We start from the raw sequence: 16348 nt of genomic DNA, 5'->3' as shown, positions 1-16348 counted from the left end.
GAATATCCCCTTACAGGGGTTGCGTGGGCGCTGGCCATAATCGGGGCCTTTCAACCCTCGAGGTGTTTCGTGAAGTCTTTTTTCTGTGCCGCGCTCGTGTCCGTTCTTGCTGTTCCCGCTGCCTTTGCGCAGTCTGCCCCGGTGACCACGCCCAGCGGCCTGATCTACCAGTCGCTCAAGGAGGGCACTGGCGCCTCGCCGCTGGCCACCGACGTGGTCAAGGTTCACTACCGCGGCACCTTCCCCGACACCGGCAAGGAGTTCGACAGTTCCTACAAGCGCGGCGAACCCACCGAGTTCCCGCTCAACGGCGTGATCCCGTGCTGGACCGAAGGCGTGCAGAAGATGAAGCCCGGCGGCAAGGCCAAGCTGACCTGCCCGCCGTCCATCGCCTACGGCGCGCGCGGCGCGGGCGGTGTGATTCCGCCGAACGCGACGCTGAACTTCGAAGTCGAGCTGGTGTCGGTCGCCAAGCGCTGACCGTCAGATCTGCGCCATGCCGCCGTCGACGAACAGCTCGATGCCGTTGACGAAGCTGCTGTCGTCGGAGGCAAGGAACACCACGGCCTTGGCGATTTCATCGGTCGTGCCCACCCGGCCCAACGGAATGTTCTGGGCCTGCACTTCGATGAAGCCCTTGACCTGCTCCGTCGTGAGGCCCAGCAGGTCGTAGCCTGCGGTGGGCACCACGCCCGGGCTGACCGCATTGACGCGAATGCCGGCGTCCTTCAGGTCCACCGTCCAGCTGCGCGCGAAGCTGCGCACTGCTGCCTTGGTTGCGCTGTAGACGCTGAAGGCCGGCGTGCCCTTGACGCTGGTGATCGATGCGTTCAGCACGATCGATGAACCCTGGGGCATCAGCGGCAGCGCCTTCTGCACCGTGAAAAGCAGGCCGCGCACATTGGTGCCGAAGGTCTTGTCGAAGTGCTCCTCGGTGATCTGCCCCAGCGGCAGCAGGCTGCCGCCGCCCGCGTTGGCGAACAGCACGTCGAGGCGGCCCTTTTCTTTCTGGATGGCGGCGTAGAGCCGGTCGAGGTCCTCGAGCTTCGACACATCGCCGAGCACGCCCGTCACGTTGCGGCCGATGGCCTTCACAGCCGCGTCGAGCTCTGCCTGGCGGCGGCCGGTGATGAACACGTGGGCGCCTTCGGCCACGAAGCGTTGCGCCGTGGCCAGGCCGATGCCGCTGGTGCCGCCGGTGACGAGGGCGATCTTGTTGCTGAGCTTGAGGGTCATGATGTCTTCCTTGAAGGTTGCCGCGATGCGGCGTTGTCGATGCAAGGAAGTTTGGGCGCGGTACCCGTTCGCACCAAGAGGCCAGGCAGCATTTGTCTATTCACCGATCGCCAACAATCCGGCGATGGACCCGATCACGGCCATGCGCGTGCGGTTCGTCACGGTGTGGGTGCCGCGATGATTGCCGGATCTTTACCTGAGCGCGCTGTCGCGATGGTCCTCCCATAATCCGCCGCTCGACCCTTGATCCAAAAGGGCGGCTTCAGGGAGGAGCATCACATGTCCGCATTCGGCAGTGCGCAAACGCGCACGCTCGACATCAGCAGCAGCGCCATTCCGGTGGTTCTTGGGCGCCCGGCGTTGGAGCCCGTTCGCCTGTCGGGCCGCGAAGGCTTGAACTCGCTGTTCGAGTACGAGTTGATGCTCAAGACGCCCGACGGGTCGAACCTTGGTGCAAGCCAGGCTGTGGACTTTGATCTGGACAGCTTCATCGGCTGCGAGATCACATGCCGTATCCAGCTCGACGGCGCAGGCCAGTTTGTTCCTGGCGCGGTCGGTGCGTCGGTCGATCACGTCGGCGCGGGCGTGCGCCAGATCACGGCCTTGATCACCGGTGCGGCCATGTGGGGGGAAGAGGGTCGCCATGTGCAGTACACGCTCACGCTGCGGCCCTGGCTGCATCTGGCCACGCTCACCACCGACTGCAAGATCTTCCAGAACAAGACCGTTGTCCAGATCCTCGATGAGCTGTTGAGCGCCCATGACTTCCCTGTCGACAAGCGCCTGATCGAGAGTTACCCCACACGCGACTATCAGGTTCAGTACAACGAGAGCGACTTCGAGTTCTTCAGCCGGCTGTGCCAGGAGTGGGGCATCAGCTACTTCTTCGAACACAGCGGCGACAAGCACCGCCTCGTGCTCATCGACAACTTGGGGGCGTACAAGAAGAACCATAGCGTTGCGTATCAGGAGGTCGAGTACCACGCGCCCGGATGGAAGGTCGATGCCGAGTACATCCATAGCTTCGTGCCGCACCACCAACTGACGAGCGGGCGGTACGCCAGCCGGGAATACGACTACACGCGACCGAGGGCCGACCTGGGCATCAGCCGCAGCGATCCAAGGCCAACGGGGCAGGCCGACGGCGAGGTTTATCAATGGCATGCAGGTGCGGGTGGCAGCCACTACGCCCAACCCAAGGCCGGCAGCGTCCAGCCGAACGACCCGCAGGGCGAAGGCCGCCAGTTGGCCCTGCTGCGCATGCAGGCGCTGCGCACCCATGGTGCCCGTGCCAAGGCCAGCGGGAATCTGCGCGGCATGGTGCCGGGCTGCAGCTTTCAATTGACGAAGCACCTGCGTGAGAAAGCAAATGTCCAGTACCTGATCCTGGACACCCGGCTCCTCATCGAAGATGTCGCACAGGACAGCCAGATCCGCGATGCCGCACCCGGCAGAAAACAGCACTGGAAGGTCGAGGTCGATTTCACCGCACACCCGATGGCCGAGCCGCTGCGCCCGGCGCCCACGCAAGCCAAGCCGTTCACCCGCGGTCCGCAATCCGCATTGGTGGTCGGGCCTGCGGGGCAGAACATCTGGACGGACGAACTGGGCCGCATCAAGGTCGAGTTTCCGTGGGACCGCATCGGTCAGAAGAACCAGTACAGCACCTGCTGGATACGGGTATCGAGCCCGTGGGCCGGCAACCAGTTGGGAGGCATCCAGATTCCGCGCATCGGCCAGGAAGTGATCGTCGACTTCTTCGGCGGAGACCCGGACCTGCCGATCTGCACCGGGCGCGCCTACAACCAGAACAACCTGCCGCCTTGGGCGTTGCCGGGGCAGCAGGCGCTGTCGGGTTTCAGGAGCCGGGAGCTGAACGAGGAAGGCGGTAACGGCGCGTCCGGGCGCTCGAACCATCTCACGCTCGACGACACGGCCGGCAAGATCCAGGCGCAGCTCAAGAGCGACCATCAGCACAGCCAGCTGAGCCTGGGACACATCACGCGCATCGAGGACAACGCGGGGCGTAAAGACGACCGGGGTGAAGGTTTCGAGCTGCGCACGGATGGTTGGGGAGCCTTGCGTGCGGAGAAGGGGTTGCTGATCTCGACGGACGGGCGCTCGAGCGCCATTGGCGGGCTGTTGAGCCGCGACGAACTGGTCGCCTGTCTGGAGCAGGCGCTGGCGATCGCCAGAGACCTGACGAGGGCGGCCGAAAAATGCGATGCAGGTGCGCGCGAAACGGCGCCGCAACAGGCCTTGAGCGAAGCTGCCGAAGCCCTCGGTCACGGCGCCAGCAACGAATCCAAAGCCCATGGCAATGCGCAGGGCGGCCAACCGGTGCTCGCCTTCAGCGGGGCGGCGGGCATTGCCAGCGTCACACCCAAGGACCACATCCAGTACGCAGGTTTGAACATCGACACCGTCGCCGGCCACAACCAGCAGCACTACGCAGACCAGTCGATCCTGCACACCGCGGGCAAGGACATCGGGCAGTTCGCGCGCACCGGCGACATCCGCGTCATCGCCAACGAAGGCAAGCTCATTCACCAGGCGCAGCACAACAGCGTGGAGATCACCGGTGAGAAGGCCGTCACGATCCAGTCCACGGAAGACGGCATCACCATCAAGGCGAAGAAGAGCATCACCCTGGCCCTGGACGACGGCACCTACTTGCGCATGGCCGGCGGCCGCGTCGTGTGGGGCATGACAGGCGAACACCTGGTGCAGACCGCCAACTACCGCATCAGCGGCCCCAGCACCATCGGCGTGGACTTTCCCAGCTTCATGCGTACCGACCAGGCGCAGCAGCTCAAGCTGCACCGCATCGGAGACAAAGCCGACGGCTTGCCCGGCCGCGCTTACAGCCTCGTCAAGGCCAGTGGTGGCGGCAGCGAAGCGCAATCCGGCGGTGATGCGATTTCCAAGCTCGACAAGGACAAGCCGTTCGATATCACTTGAACGACACCCAGCACTCGACAAGTCAAAAACACGAGGACATATGAAGAAGAAAAAACCACATTCATTCCCCTGCAAGAGCTGGATTTTCCAGCTCACGGCGATATCGGCCATGGCGTTGCTTTCCGGAGCCACGAAAGCGGACATCACTATCGCTCAGGCGCAAGCCATGGCCGAAAACAGCAACGCACAGACGGTCACGTTCTTGTTCGGGGTTCTAGGCGCTTGCGCAAGCGCATACCCAGAGACCCACGCTGATATTGTCAAAGCCATCCAGTCCATGGTCCCCGCAGGAGTGGAAGACGAAAAGGCGAACAACTTGATCAGCGCTTTCGGTCAATGCATGAGCAAAGAAGGCGGCCCGACCAAAAGCCAATGCAGCGATCTGGCAACGCAGTTGCCTCGTGGCAGTTTCGATCCGAACGACCCGCAATTTTTTCCGATGTTCATGGCCAGCCTGGAGAAGCTGGAGCCTTGCAGGAACAGGAAGTGACATGAAGCTGATTCCAATCGCCTGCGGTGCTTTGCTCATGTCGCTTCTCTTTGGGTGTTCTTTGCCAGAGCCCAGGTCGGAGGAGACGTCGGAGTCTGCGCCAGAAAGAAGCGTTGATTCATCGCGAGCATCAGGCATCGAGTCAGCCAAGAGCGGCCAAAACAATCTCCGCATTTCTTATCCCAACGGGGAAGTCGCCGTCAGAACGAGCGACGGGAAGATCGCACGTTTCAAAAGCGACGACCAGGGATTGATTCAGCTGCCCGATGGCGATCTTTTTGACCCTGAGAAGCTGGAAATCATGATGTGCCGGTCGTTGACCGGCTGTTCAGCGCCGAAGTTCTGATCTGAGCGCGGTGCGATGCATTGCTTGAGACACACGGCGTCCATTCGACCGACTTCAAACACAACGCAGGGAGAGAGTTTCATGAGCAAGATTGACTTCAGACCGGTGTGGCGACTGACCTTGGTCGCGCTGGTTATGGGTTTAGGCGCCTGTGCCCAGAGCGGCAGCCGTCCGAAGGTACTGCCCGCTGCGTCGTCCAAGCCGCCGCAAGTGGTTTACCGCATCGACGATCACCGGCACTTCGAACTTACGCCCGACGAGACATGCTTCGGCAACATGCTGTACTTCGTTGATACGGCCAAGGGCATTCGTTCGGAAGTAGTGACTTTCGACGCGGTAATGAACCGAACTACGCTCATCATCGACGCCGCCAACGATCAGTATTTGGTGGCGCCTGTGACGCGAGGGAGCATCAACTGTTCTTCGGGGGGCGGTGGATGCGGTGGCGACAAGATGCCCTATTCCACCGATGGAGGAAGGACGTGGCAAAGAGTGCAAGCTTCAACCAGTCACGACACCATGATCAGCGGATCGATGGCCTATCAAGCGACCGAATTCATCGGTTACAGCGCACCCGGGTTTGATAAGAAAAACATCATCCGAGAGGTCGTTTTCGATGGAATTGATTTAGCCAAAGACATCACCACTACAGGTGGCGTCAACGGCCCAAGACGAACCGAGGGCTACTGGAAGCGCGTCGAAAAATTCACCTTTAAGCCCCGCATCGCCCCCGTAGACACCAAGGTGCAATGCAAAGCCCAAGACAGCGGGAGCAGCAAATGAGCCAGGGCCAAGACCTGAGTTCGCTCACCCCTGTAGTACTCGATCCTGGCAAGCACCAATGGGTCGAATGCAAATCCACTGGCATCGACTACAAGCAGAACGAGCGCACGCGCATCCGCCGCCTGCGCTGGTTGTCCTCCGTCGTACTGGTGCTGGGATTGTGCGCCTGTGCACAGGCCGTCAGCCCTTCCAAAGTCCGGCCCGCTGCGTCGGCCAAGCCGCCGCAGGTGGTTTACCGCATCGACGATCACCGGCACTTTGAACTTACGCCCGACGAGACATGCTTCGGCAACATGCTGTACTTCGTGGACACCGCCAAGGGCATTCGTTCGGAAGTGGTGACCTTCGACGCGGTGATGAACCGAACCACGCTCATCATCGACGCCGCCAACGATCAGTATTTGGTGGCGCCTGTGACGCGAGGGGGCATCAACTGTTCTTCGGGGGGCGGTGGGTGCACGGCTGCCACGATGCCTTACTCCATCGATGGCGGCAGGACATGGAAACGCGTGTGGTCACCGGGGACCAGCGATGACCTGATGGTTGGCGGATCAACGGCGTATCAGTCCCGTTACCGCCCTGCGTATCGAATTACAAGCACGTACACACTGGATCTGACCATACCCGAGCCTCAAAGCAACGACTGGAAATTTCTGAATGACGAGCACTTCGTCTTCAAGCCCCGCATAGCCCAATTGGACACCAAGGTGCAATGCAAAGCCCAAGACAACAGGAGCAGCAAATGAGCCAGGACCAAGACCTGAGTTCGCTCACCCCTGTGGTACCTGATCCAGGCAAGCACCAATGGGTCAAAGGAAAATCCACAGGCACTGACGACAAGCAGAAGGAGCGCACGCACACAGTAGGAGTGCTGGACCTGATGCCGGGTGTCATCATCTTCGTACACGGGGTCAACTCCGATGGGGAGTGGTATTTTGACGCTTCTGAAGAGTTTGCAAAAGGATTGAACCAGAGGCTGGGCAGGGACGATCTGGAGCGACTGGTTCCTGACAAAGAAGGCAACAAGGACAAAGTCACTGCCAACCGGTATCTCAAGACCGACGAATCGGGCAAGCGAATCAGATCCCCCGTCATCCCCTTCTGGTGGGGCTATCAAACCCAGCCCACCGAACGCAAGATAGTCAAGGGCACAGACCAGCTCGGCAGCACCCCCGCCAGGACCGACTTCTACGGAAATCCCCTGCGCACCGACGGCGCCTGGGGTGGTGGCCCATTCCAGAACGGCGGCTCCGCACTCACCTCCTTCTGGCTGCCCACGGGATTTCGCAAAGATGTGCTGTTCGGCATGATCGACGTCAACACCATCAACCCCGTGGTCGGCCGCATGCTGTGCGACTGCCCGCCGCGGCTTTACTACGCGCATGCGGCGCGACGGCTGGCGAACCTGGTCAAGGACATTCGCAAGAACCTGCCCAACGAACCGATCAACATCGTCTCGCACAGCCAGGGCACCATCGTCGCGATGTGCGCGCTCTTCTTTCTCGGCGATGACGTTCGTGGGCCAGACACGTTGATTCTCAACAGTTCACCCTACCGCTTCGACACAGCAAAAACCGATTTCATCAGCGCTGCCGACGGCAGGCGCAGCGTGCAGCCCGAGCCCGCACGCGTTGCCACCTTCGTCAACGCCGCCAGGATCATGGCCGGGGCCACCAAGGGCTACCCGGCGCCGCCGGAGCCCAAGTTCGCGTGCACCGTCGAACACAAGCCGCGGCACGCCTACGACGACGCCGTGTATTGCCACAAGCCCGCCGACGCGCCGCAGTGGCAGGCAGAAATCGGCGGCAAGGTCGAAGACCCTGACGGCCCTCGCGGGCAAGACGGCAAGCCGTGGTGGAGCAATGCCAAGTTCGAGCGCAGCGACACGCGCGGCAAGCTGTTTGTCAACTTCAACCCCGGCGACCGCGTGATCGGCGTATCCGCCGTCTCCGGCATGGGCTGGCGCGGCATTCCGACGCGCTACATGGAGAAGGTCAACCAGGAAAAGAACGTGCAGCAGCGCCTTTTCGCGCGTGGCACCAATGGCGAGCACAACCCGCCCGTCGGCACCAAGCCCAACGGCATAGCGCTGCCCTACTTCTACAAACAGATCGTGCCTGTGACGGCTGACTCGAATGGCGAACCTGCGGGCGAACTAAGAGATTTGCGCTATCTGGATGGCAGCGAGCCCAATGCGATGTGGAAGCTCGATCCCGAAAAGATATTTGGGCTCGTGCCGGTGCAAGGGGATCTGAAACCCAAAAAGGATGGCGAGGTGGAGAGCGTCATCGTCAATGCACCGGAGGTGCCGCGACCATTGAATTTGCCTCAAAAATTCGATGGTAGCTATGTGAGATATGACGGCCAGGAAGGCACGACGCCAGATGGCACACCGGTACAACCAAACAGCGAACAACAGGAAGACTTCAAGGACGACGTGAGGTACCAGGAGCGGCAGACCGTCATGCGGCGCGACGAAAAGGGGCTGCCGACGCATGTGACCTACGAAAGCTGGGAAGAAGTCGAAAAGCGTCGCAGGAACAAGGTCGGCAAGGTTCTGGTATCACCGACCAATCACGCAGCCATACTGCGATTTTTCAACGACGACGACGGCAGCTCGCCAGTGGCAGATGTCCTCAGCTACGACGTCACGGTAGGCCTCGGCTACGCCTGGCACGACGAAGCGTACTGGAACTACCTGCTCGACCTGGCCGACTGGAAGAAGAGCGACCCGTACTACGCAACGGGCAAGCTGCCCGACGCCGACAAGACGATGCCGCCGGGCATCGTGGCTGGCAACGCGCCGGCATCTGCGGCGCGGTCGACTTCGAACCCGACGGGAGCGCTGTGATGGCAAGACGCTACCGCTATCAGCCCGCCGCCGCATCGCCCGCCAGGTTTTTGCATGTCTCGGGGGTGGGGCTGCGCGTGGACCATGTTCCCGCCGGCCCCCTGTGGGACCGCGTGCAACGCCGGGCATCGCCCGACGAAGACGCTGCCGCCCCGCCGCGTTCGCTGGACAGGTGCCATGACAACGCGGGCTTGTTCCGCAGTGCCGCACTTCGCGCCGCACTGACCCACCGTCCCAGGGACGGCGAGCGCGGCCGCTTCGTCGAAAACTACCCGTTGCCCACGCTGATGGCGCTTCCGGTGCCCACACGGCTCGCCGGCCCGGAACTGGCCGAATGGGGCCGCACGTACCAGAGCAGTGAGAGCACGCGCGGCGTTCCATGGCAATTGCACAGTGGCCCGGCGGGCATGGCGTTTCACCAACTGCGTTTCAACGGACGGCCGCGTTTCGAGCCAGCAGGGGTGGGCCTTTGGCTCTCGGCCTTCGAGGCTTTCGACACCCAGGGCGACCTCAACAGCCTGCTGGTGTGGGCCGAAGACGGCTACGCGGTGCGCGCTGAACTGGGCGGCTGGGAGAACCCGCGAGGTCAGCGCAGCGAGTCGCTGGAGGAAATTCTTGCGCGACCCAAGCGCGCCGGTCAGTTGCGCGACACCTTCTCGGGCCTGCTGCTGACGCGTCCCGAAGCGGCCGAGTGGTTGCGCGAGTGGTCGCTGCATGTGCGCGACGCCAGCCAGGACAGCAGTTTTCCCAACGGCGTGGTGGGTCGTGGCCCGCACGGCTTCGGCGGCCTGAGGTCGGAGGCCCATGACGGCGGCGCAAACCACCGTGTCTTGCCCGGTGATTTCAGACCGACGCCGAACGTGCCGGCGTTGTGGAGCCAACCCCAGTACGAGCAGTACGCGCAAATGCCGACGCTGGCGCTGCTGAGCAAACCTGAATTCGCTCGATTCGAAGCGGGCTTGTCGATCGACGTGCGCGCCGACGCAATCGAGGCCGCGCTGAAAGCCCTGCTGGACGGCCCCTTGCGTCAGCAGCCGCCAAAGCGATTGTTCTACAGCGTTGCACCGGACGGCAAAGACACCGCATTGCTCGCGCGCTGCATGGCCAAGGTGATACCGCAAAGTGGACTGATAGACGTGGGCGCGGGTTTTCGGCTGGACCAATGCCTTGGCGGAGAAATGGGCGCGGCGGGCATGAATGCAGCCATCGGGCTGGCAAGCATTGCCGTCTGGGAAACCGACGAGCCGGCTCTTGTGGTCAACCTGTGCGATGCGCGCGGAGCATTGGTCTTTGCGTTGCTGCCGCCGGGCGCCGAATACCGCCAGCGCTCGAATACGCGCACATACGTCATCTGAGCGCATGCGCTCTCACTGCAATCCCTGAAACACGACTGGAACCAATTTCGATGTCAGCCCAAACACTGATCCTCAAGCACGACCAATGGCGCAAGGGCCAGGGCGGCGCGCCTGCAGGCGTGGCCGGCCAGAGCGATGCAAATGTCTACGCAGGCCTGGACCTGAATCTCATCACCTTCTCGGCCAGCACATTCAGCGGCAGCGGCTTTTCGGCAACCACCTTTCTCGATGCCGCATGGACAGCTTGCCACTTCACCCACTGCACCTTCAGCCGCTGTGACCTGCAGCGCATTGCGGTCAGCGGCTGTACGTTCGAAGGCTGCACATTCACCGACAGCCTGTTTGCACGCGGCAGTTTCAGCGGCAGCAGCTTCATGGACTGCAGCTGGAACAACTTGAACTTCGACAATGCCCGCTGGAGCCAACTGAAAATCCTGGGATGCACGGGCACGCAGATTTCAGGCGATAACGTGCGGGGCGAGCAGGTGGACTTCACCGGGAGCCGCTTCGAAGAGATGCAACTCTCCAATGCACGGATCAACTGAGGGTCGACGGCGTTCAATCACCCCGGCTGGTACTGATACAACCAGGTCTCCGTCAGTGTCTGGTCCCCGTTCTTCAGGTACAGCCGCATGTCGATCGGCTCGTTGCCTTCCGGCGTGAAGTCGAACTGCGCGCGCCAGTGCCCTGGCACCCCGTTGGGCACGGCTTCGGCAAAGACGTACGAGAACTTGCCGCGCGCCGCCGTCAGCACCACCTCGGGCTTCACGCCGAAGGGCACCGTGGTCAGCGTCGGGCCGATGAACTCCACCATGAACTTGCGCACGCCCTGGGGCCTGGGTTGCCCCGGCTGGCCGCCACGACCGATGCGCGTGGCCACGCAGCGCGCGAGCGGCGACGGAAATGGCTCCTGGTCGGTCCAGTGCAGGCGGTATTGCAAGCTGTAGCTGGCGCCCGCCTTGGCGTCGGCCTTGGGCACCCAGAAGGCGACCACGTTGTCGTGGATCTCGTCGTCGGTCGGAATCTCGATGAGTTGCACCGAGCCCTCGCCCCAGTCGCCCAGCGGTTCGATCCACAGGCTCGGGCGCTTCTCGTAGTTCACGCCGTCCTGGTAATGGTCGAAGGCGCGGTCACGCTGCAGCAGGCCGAAGCCGCGCGGCTTGGTATCGGCGAAGGCGGAAGCGCGTGTCTGCGTCGGATTGTTCAGCGGGCGCCAGATGCGCTCGCCCGCGCCGTTCCAGATCGCCAGGCCGTCGGAGTCGTGCACCTCGGGGCGCCAGTCGATGGCGGTGGGCTTGATGGTTTCGGAGTACCAATACATCGACGTCAGCGGCACCAGGCCCAGGCGCGACACGTCGCGGCGCAGGAACATGCGCGCGTCGATGTCCATGATGACAGCCTTGTTGCGCTGCATGACGAACTTGAAGACGCCGGTGATGCTCGGGCCTTCGAGCAGCGCATAGACCGTCATCGAGGTGGTGTTGTTCGCGGCCGGCGTCTCGAAGTAGAAGCGCGTGAAGGTCGGGAACTCTTCCGCCTTGTCGGGCACCGCGACGTCGAGCGCCACGCCGCGCGCCGACAGGCCGTACTGGTACAGCTCGCCGATGGCGCGGAAGTACGACGCGCCGAGGAACGCGACCCAGTCGTTCTTCTGCCAGTCGAGCTTGCTCTGGTCGCCCAGGCGGCTTTCCTGCAAGCGGAAGCCCGCGAAGCCGGCGCCCGGGGGCAAGGCGCGTGCCGGGCTGTCGGGCGGCATCGAGAAGTACGAGGCGTTGTAGAGCACTTCGCGCGAGAAGGCGTCGCCGTCGGCGTTTTCCAGCACGTGCATGCGCACGGGGGTCTGGAAGAAGCGGCCGAGGTGAAAGAAGGTGACGGGGAATGCACCGGGCCCGTCGCTGAAGAGCGCGTTGGCGGGGTCGAACTTGATCTTTCCGTGGGCGTCGTAGTCGATGCGATCCAGAACCTCGGGTGCCAGGGGCGCGGCCGCCACGTAAGGCTGGGCCGCGAGCGCCTTGGCTTGCGCGAGCAGCGCGTCGAAGGAGAAGGGCGTGGGCTGGCTCAGTTGCAGCCCGTTGGCGGCCAGCGCCTCCTGGGGCAGTCCGAGCGCGGCGAGTGCGGCGGCTGCGCCACCGGCGGCAAGGAAGGATCGGCGATCAAGCATGTGGTTCTTGAGGGTTGCGAATCTTGCGAGTCTTTGTGGGAGGGAAATCGGTCGGGCCCCGCGTGAGCGAGCGTCGGAACCATCCTAATGCAGCACGAAGCGCAAGGGACTTTCTGCGACTTGGCCAACGCCTCAGCTTCACCCGCCGCGCGGGCGCGCCGCGTCAGCCATCCCGCGTAACCCGGGCCGGACAAAGCCGCCAATTCGCGAAATTGTGCGTTTATGTGTCGGCGTCGTCCGAGGCCCGCAGCTCGTACACCGCGTACAGCGAGACACCCAGGAGCATCAGGACCATCGGCGCGAACAGCGTGTAGGCCAGACCCATGCCCTGCAGCACCCGGTAGCTGCTGGCCAGTCGCAGGCGTGGGTGCGGCTGCGTCAGCTCGTCGGCGCGCCGGATGCCCCACTGGAATTCCGCGCCGGTGGTACGCACCGACGGATGTTGCTTCGCGCGTCCGACTCCCAGCCAGCACATGGCGTCGAACGCCAGCACCGAGCCCGCGGGGGCCCGCTCGCCGAAGGTGGCGAGCACGGCCTGCACCTGCGCGGGGGTCAGGTACATCAGCACGCCTTCGGTGAAGAGAAATACCGGAGCGGCGTCGCGCCCGGCCGGCAGCCCCAGCTGCTCCCACCAGCCGGGGGCGGTCAGGTCGAGTTCGCGCAGGTCGTGGCGCCCGTTCGTCTCGGGAATGAGTTCGCGGCGCAGTGCCAGCACTTCGGGGAGGTCGGCATCGGTCATGCGGCACCTGCCGTCGTCCAGCCACTGGAAGTAGTGGCTCAGGCCGCATCCCATGTTCACCACCCGCGCGCCGGGGTGCTGCTTGAGAAAGTTCATCGCCAGGCCGCGCAGGCGGCGCGTGCGCGAGAGGATGCTGTAGATCGTCGTGCGCTCTTCCGGCAGCGCCTGCCCGTCGTCACGGATCTTTTCCAGAATGCCGGCGGCGTAGGCGTCGCGCACGGCCACCTGGGGAAACATGCGGTCACCCGACGCGCGCGCGGCCAGGGGAATCCGCAAGGTGGAAGGAACGGCCGACAGGCCCCGCACGGGTTTGGGAAGTGTCATGAATGCTGAAGCAAAGCCAGGCGTCGAGTCTGGGCGCTGCGGCAGGGCGGGGCAAGTCAGTCTTTGGTTGTGCCTGCCGGTGCGCAGCGCGCATCCACGTAGGTCCGGCTTGCAGTCCCGACGCCAAAGTCACCCGCTCGCGGACCTGGCGCCGGTGGCCTCGGTGCGGGCTTCAGGGCTTGTCATCGGCAATGTCCAGGTTCAGGGGTTCCATCGGCCGTTGCGAAGACAAGGCCGGTGAAGGGGTGGGCGCAATCCACGCGGACCACACCTGGCCGGGCAACGCATGGTTGCGCGCCGGCGGGGACTCGGCCACGCTGCCCAGGCTGACGAAGCCGGCCAGAAATTCGTCGGGCTCGACGCCGAGTTCGGCGCCCAGCACCGGGTCGAAGCAGCGTTCGCCGCTGAGCATGATGGCGCCGAAGCCGAGCTGGTGCGCGGCGTTCAACAGGTTGCCCAGCGCGGCCCCGGCCGCCAGCCACTGCTCGCGCGCCGGCACCTTGCTGCGGGTGCGTGGCACCACGACAAAAGCCAGCAACACGGGCGGCCGTGTGGCGTGTTCGCGTGCGCGGCGCAGGTCGGCGCTCGAGGCGAGCGGGTCGCGGCGGCGCTTTTCCTCCTCGAAGCGGTCGGCCAGCGCGGCGCGCTGGCCTTCGCGGAACTCGACGACGCGCCAGGGGTGCAGCCCGCCGTGGTCGGGGGCGCGCAGGGCGGCCTGCAGGATCAGGTCGATGTGCTCGGGGTTCGGTCCGGGCGCGCGCAGCCGCTTGGGCGAGACCGAACGGCGCTCCAGCAGCGGGGCGATGGCGCTTTCCTGGCGAGCCGACTGCAGCTCGCGGTGCAGGTCCGAGCTGTTCTGCAGGACGCTGTGCGCCCAGGCCAGCACCTGCTCGCCCTGCGGCGTGAAGCCCTCGAAACGCGGGCCGGGCTCGACCAGCGCGCACCCGTATTCGGCCTCGAGCGCGCGAATGGCCTCCATCAGCGCCAGCTGCGAAACCTGGCTGGCCTGCGCGGCGCGCCCGAGGTGCCGTGTCTCGCCCAGCGCGATGAGGCAGCGAAGTTGACTGGTGATCATGGGGTGCGTGTTGTGGATGCGTCGATGCGGCGGCAATGCCGCGTTATATTTTAATGAGCATAGCGAGGCGCTGCATTGCCGGCTGCGATGTACCTCCGGTCCCGGCGGTTTGCCGGCGTCTTCTAGTGCGCAGGCGGTGTGCCGCGCTCCCGCGCGAGATGGCGGTAGACCGTGCTGCGGTGAACACCCAGCCGGCGCGCGGCCTTGGCCACGTCGTGCTCGCAAGCCTTGAGCGCCTGGTCGATGGCGTGGCGCGTGACGGCCACCAGCGGTTCGCTCAGCGGTGGCGGGGTGAATGCAGAGGCACTGGATGCGCATGGCGTGTCCACGGGCGCGTGCATGCCCTGCAAGTGGGCAGGCAGTGCCGCGGCCGTCACTGAATCCCCCGCATCGGCCAGCGCGGCGACGGCGCGCAGCGTGCTGCGCAGTTCCCGCACGTTGCCCGGCCACCGGTAGGCCGCCAGCACCGCAAGCGCATCGCTCTCCAGCCGAAGCTGCTTGGCCGCGCCGCCCGATTCCATGAACATCCGCACGATCAGCGCGTGCCGGTCGCTGCGTTGGCTCAACGCAGGCAGGGCGACGGTGAACCCTGCCACCCGGTACATCAGGTCGGCGCGAAAACGCCCCGCAGCGACCAGCGCAGGCAGGTGGCCGTGCGTGGCACAGACCAGGTCGAAGTCCACCGCGACGCCCTGGCCGCCCCCCAGCGGCGTGACCACGCGTTCTTCGAGCACGCGGAGCAGCCGCGTCTGCAGGGCCAGCGGAATCTCCGCGATCTCGTCCAGGAACAACACGCCGCCATGGGCCTCCCGGATGCGGCCCGCCATGCCTTTGCGCCGGGCGCCGGTGAAGGCGCCTTCGTCGTAGCCGAACAGCTCCGACTCGATCAGCGTCTCGGGCAGCGAGGCGCAATCGACCGCCACGAACGGCCCCGCGCTGCGCCGGCTCGCAGCATGCAGGCGGCGCGAGAACACCTCCTTGCCGCTGCCGGTCTCGCCGTTCACCAGCACCGGGACGCCTTCGTTCAGCACGCGCACGGCCTTGTCGAGCAGCGGCTGCACGTCGTCCGCCGCTGGCGCCGGGCCCGGTGCCAAGGTCGTCCGCCGTGCGGTGGGGTTCGAACTGCCCGGCTTCTGGGAACGCTCCATCACCGTGGCAATCTGCCGCCCGCCGGGCAGCGTGAGCAGGCTGCGCCGGTGTTCCATGCGCGGCCAGTTCTCGCCGAGAAAAACCTCCGCATCGAGGTCGAGCAGCCCCTCCCACGAGCGGCCGAAGAGCTCGAGCGCCACCCGGTTGGCCGCGACGATGCGCCCACCCTCGATCACCATCAGCCCCTCGCGTGCGGTGCCTATCAGTGCGGGGCGCGCATGGAAGCGCAGCACGTGGCCCCTGGCCTCGGCCAGCAGCATGCGGTGTTCGACCTGTTGCGCCGCCATGCGCACCAGGCCCAGCGCATGCGGATTCACGCGCAGGGTTTCGCCCGAAATGTCGAGTGCACCCGCCACTTCGCCGCGGCCGGTGAAGATCGGTGCCGCCGCGCAGCCCAGGCCGCCGTTCTGCGACAGGTAGTGTTCGCCGCCCAGCACCATCAGCGCCTCGCGTTCGGCCAGCGCGGTGCCTATGGCGTTGGTACCGCGGTGGTCCTCCGACCATTCCACGCCGGGCTGCAGCGCGATGCGCTGGGCCTTGGGCAAAAAGTCGGGGCTGCCGACCTCCTCGAGGATCAGGCCGCTGGCGTCCGACAGGACCACCACGCAGCCGTTGCCGATCGCATGTTCGGCCAGCCCGTCGAGTTCGGGCTGCGCACAGTTCAGCAGCCGCATGGCTTGCTCGCGCCGTTCGCGCAGCAGCGCGAGTGCCATCGGCTCGGGGTCGATGGCCCGGTGGTCGACCGGGCGGCTGCGTTGCCACGAGCGCGAGATGTGCGGCGCAATCCACGGCGCCGGGTCGCGGCCCTGCCCGAAGAAGAGCTCGCGGGCCTGTTCCACCCTGACCGATGGCCACTGAGCTTCACCGTTCATGCGTGT

The 16348-nt window shown here is 64.6% G+C and carries 14 protein-coding genes; 9 read left to right on the top strand and 5 right to left on the bottom strand.

Translation table 11 applies throughout. From position 1 onward, the window contains the following. Nucleotides 1–69 precede the first annotated feature (69 nt). Nucleotides 70–480, top strand: a complete 411-nt coding sequence (locus ACSFA5_RS02735; RefSeq protein WP_435439336.1) for an FKBP-type peptidyl-prolyl cis-trans isomerase — start codon at nucleotides 70–72, stop codon at nucleotides 478–480. Nucleotides 481–483: 3 nt separating this feature from the next. Here ACSFA5_RS02735 and ACSFA5_RS02730 read toward each other — a convergent pair whose 3' ends face one another. After that, the gene (locus ACSFA5_RS02730; RefSeq protein ID WP_435442468.1) at nucleotides 484–1236 is read right to left on the bottom strand and encodes an SDR family NAD(P)-dependent oxidoreductase; all 753 of its coding nucleotides are present in this window, start codon (nucleotides 1234–1236) and stop codon (nucleotides 484–486) included. A gap of 279 nt (nucleotides 1237–1515) precedes the next feature. Between ACSFA5_RS02730 and ACSFA5_RS02725 the strand changes: the two genes are divergently transcribed. The 8 genes from ACSFA5_RS02725 (at nucleotide 1516) to ACSFA5_RS02690 (ending at nucleotide 10567) form a co-directional block, all read left to right on the top strand. Further along, complete coding sequence (locus ACSFA5_RS02725; RefSeq protein WP_435442467.1) at nucleotides 1516–4197, top strand: type VI secretion system Vgr family protein; 2682 nt, start codon at nucleotides 1516–1518, stop codon at nucleotides 4195–4197. A gap of 40 nt (nucleotides 4198–4237) precedes the next feature. Next, the gene (locus tag ACSFA5_RS02720) at nucleotides 4238–4687 is read left to right on the top strand and encodes a hypothetical protein (RefSeq protein WP_435442466.1); all 450 of its coding nucleotides are present in this window, start codon (nucleotides 4238–4240) and stop codon (nucleotides 4685–4687) included. Nucleotide 4688: 1 nt separating this feature from the next. Continuing rightward, entirely contained in the window at nucleotides 4689–5033 is a 345-nt protein-coding gene (locus ACSFA5_RS02715) for a hypothetical protein (protein WP_435442465.1), read from the top strand. Between the two features lie 81 nt (nucleotides 5034–5114). Beyond that, on the top strand, nucleotides 5115–5816 hold the full coding sequence (locus tag ACSFA5_RS02710; protein ID WP_435442464.1) for a T6SS immunity protein Tli3 family protein: 702 nt from the start codon (nucleotides 5115–5117) through the stop codon (nucleotides 5814–5816). Further along, nucleotides 5813–6562, top strand: a complete 750-nt coding sequence (locus tag ACSFA5_RS02705; protein WP_435442463.1) for a T6SS immunity protein Tli3 family protein — start codon at nucleotides 5813–5815, stop codon at nucleotides 6560–6562. The genes ACSFA5_RS02710 and ACSFA5_RS02705 overlap by 4 nt, the downstream gene beginning before the upstream one ends. After that, complete coding sequence (locus ACSFA5_RS02700) at nucleotides 6559–8667, top strand: T6SS effector phospholipase Tle3 domain-containing protein (RefSeq protein ID WP_435442462.1); 2109 nt, start codon at nucleotides 6559–6561, stop codon at nucleotides 8665–8667. The genes ACSFA5_RS02705 and ACSFA5_RS02700 overlap by 4 nt, the downstream gene beginning before the upstream one ends. Further along, nucleotides 8667–10022, top strand: coding sequence for a hypothetical protein (locus ACSFA5_RS02695; protein ID WP_435442461.1), 1356 nt, complete (start codon nucleotides 8667–8669; stop codon nucleotides 10020–10022). The genes ACSFA5_RS02700 and ACSFA5_RS02695 overlap by 1 nt, the downstream gene beginning before the upstream one ends. Before the next feature lie 50 nt (nucleotides 10023–10072). Beyond that, a complete protein-coding gene (locus ACSFA5_RS02690; protein ID WP_435442460.1) occupies nucleotides 10073–10567 on the top strand; it encodes a pentapeptide repeat-containing protein in 495 nt (164 codons plus the stop codon). Between the two features lie 17 nt (nucleotides 10568–10584). Here the strand turns inward: ACSFA5_RS02690 and ACSFA5_RS02685 are convergent, their stop codons facing one another. The 4 genes from ACSFA5_RS02685 to ACSFA5_RS02670 all read right to left on the bottom strand — a co-directional run bounded on the left by ACSFA5_RS02685 (nucleotide 10585) and on the right by ACSFA5_RS02670 (nucleotide 16342). Next, nucleotides 10585–12183: an OpgD/OpgG family glucan biosynthesis protein gene (locus tag ACSFA5_RS02685; protein ID WP_435442459.1), complete on the bottom strand. Its 1599-nt coding sequence runs from the start codon at nucleotides 12181–12183 to the stop codon at nucleotides 10585–10587. A gap of 220 nt (nucleotides 12184–12403) precedes the next feature. After that, nucleotides 12404–13246, bottom strand: coding sequence for a class I SAM-dependent methyltransferase (locus ACSFA5_RS02680; RefSeq protein WP_435442458.1), 843 nt, complete (start codon nucleotides 13244–13246; stop codon nucleotides 12404–12406). Between the two features lie 172 nt (nucleotides 13247–13418). Further along, nucleotides 13419–14321 carry a nitroreductase gene (locus ACSFA5_RS02675; protein WP_435442457.1) on the bottom strand — a complete coding sequence of 301 codons (903 nt, stop codon included), beginning with the start codon at nucleotides 14319–14321 and terminating at the stop codon, nucleotides 13419–13421. A gap of 122 nt (nucleotides 14322–14443) precedes the next feature. Further along, a complete protein-coding gene (locus ACSFA5_RS02670) occupies nucleotides 14444–16342 on the bottom strand; it encodes a sigma-54-dependent Fis family transcriptional regulator (RefSeq protein ID WP_435442456.1) in 1899 nt (632 codons plus the stop codon). Between the last annotated feature and the right edge of the window lie 6 nt (nucleotides 16343–16348).

Source organism: Variovorax monticola (assembly GCF_051216855.1).
Taxonomy (GTDB): domain Bacteria; phylum Pseudomonadota; class Gammaproteobacteria; order Burkholderiales; family Burkholderiaceae_C; genus Variovorax.
The sequence above is the reverse complement of the archived record's forward strand: the minus strand, read 5'-3'. Positions and strand labels throughout refer to the sequence as shown.

Coding starts and splice junctions, on each gene's coding strand:
- ACSFA5_RS02730 (WP_435442468.1), bottom strand. CDS start 1,236: ATGACCCTCAAGCTCAGCAACAAGATCGCCCTCGTCACCGGCGGCACC.
- ACSFA5_RS02725 (WP_435442467.1), top strand. CDS start 1,516: ATGTCCGCATTCGGCAGTGCGCAAACGCGCACGCTCGACATCAGCAGC.
- ACSFA5_RS02720 (WP_435442466.1), top strand. CDS start 4,238: ATGAAGAAGAAAAAACCACATTCATTCCCCTGCAAGAGCTGGATTTTC.
- ACSFA5_RS02715 (WP_435442465.1), top strand. CDS start 4,689: ATGAAGCTGATTCCAATCGCCTGCGGTGCTTTGCTCATGTCGCTTCTC.
- ACSFA5_RS02710 (WP_435442464.1), top strand. CDS start 5,115: ATGAGCAAGATTGACTTCAGACCGGTGTGGCGACTGACCTTGGTCGCG.
- ACSFA5_RS02705 (WP_435442463.1), top strand. CDS start 5,813: ATGAGCCAGGGCCAAGACCTGAGTTCGCTCACCCCTGTAGTACTCGAT.
- ACSFA5_RS02700 (WP_435442462.1), top strand. CDS start 6,559: ATGAGCCAGGACCAAGACCTGAGTTCGCTCACCCCTGTGGTACCTGAT.
- ACSFA5_RS02695 (WP_435442461.1), top strand. CDS start 8,667: ATGGCAAGACGCTACCGCTATCAGCCCGCCGCCGCATCGCCCGCCAGG.
- ACSFA5_RS02690 (WP_435442460.1), top strand. CDS start 10,073: ATGTCAGCCCAAACACTGATCCTCAAGCACGACCAATGGCGCAAGGGC.
- ACSFA5_RS02685 (WP_435442459.1), bottom strand. CDS start 12,183: ATGCTTGATCGCCGATCCTTCCTTGCCGCCGGTGGCGCAGCCGCCGCA.
- ACSFA5_RS02680 (WP_435442458.1), bottom strand. CDS start 13,246: ATGACACTTCCCAAACCCGTGCGGGGCCTGTCGGCCGTTCCTTCCACC.
- ACSFA5_RS02675 (WP_435442457.1), bottom strand. CDS start 14,321: ATGATCACCAGTCAACTTCGCTGCCTCATCGCGCTGGGCGAGACACGG.
- ACSFA5_RS02670 (WP_435442456.1), bottom strand. CDS start 16,342: ATGAACGGTGAAGCTCAGTGGCCATCGGTCAGGGTGGAACAGGCCCGC.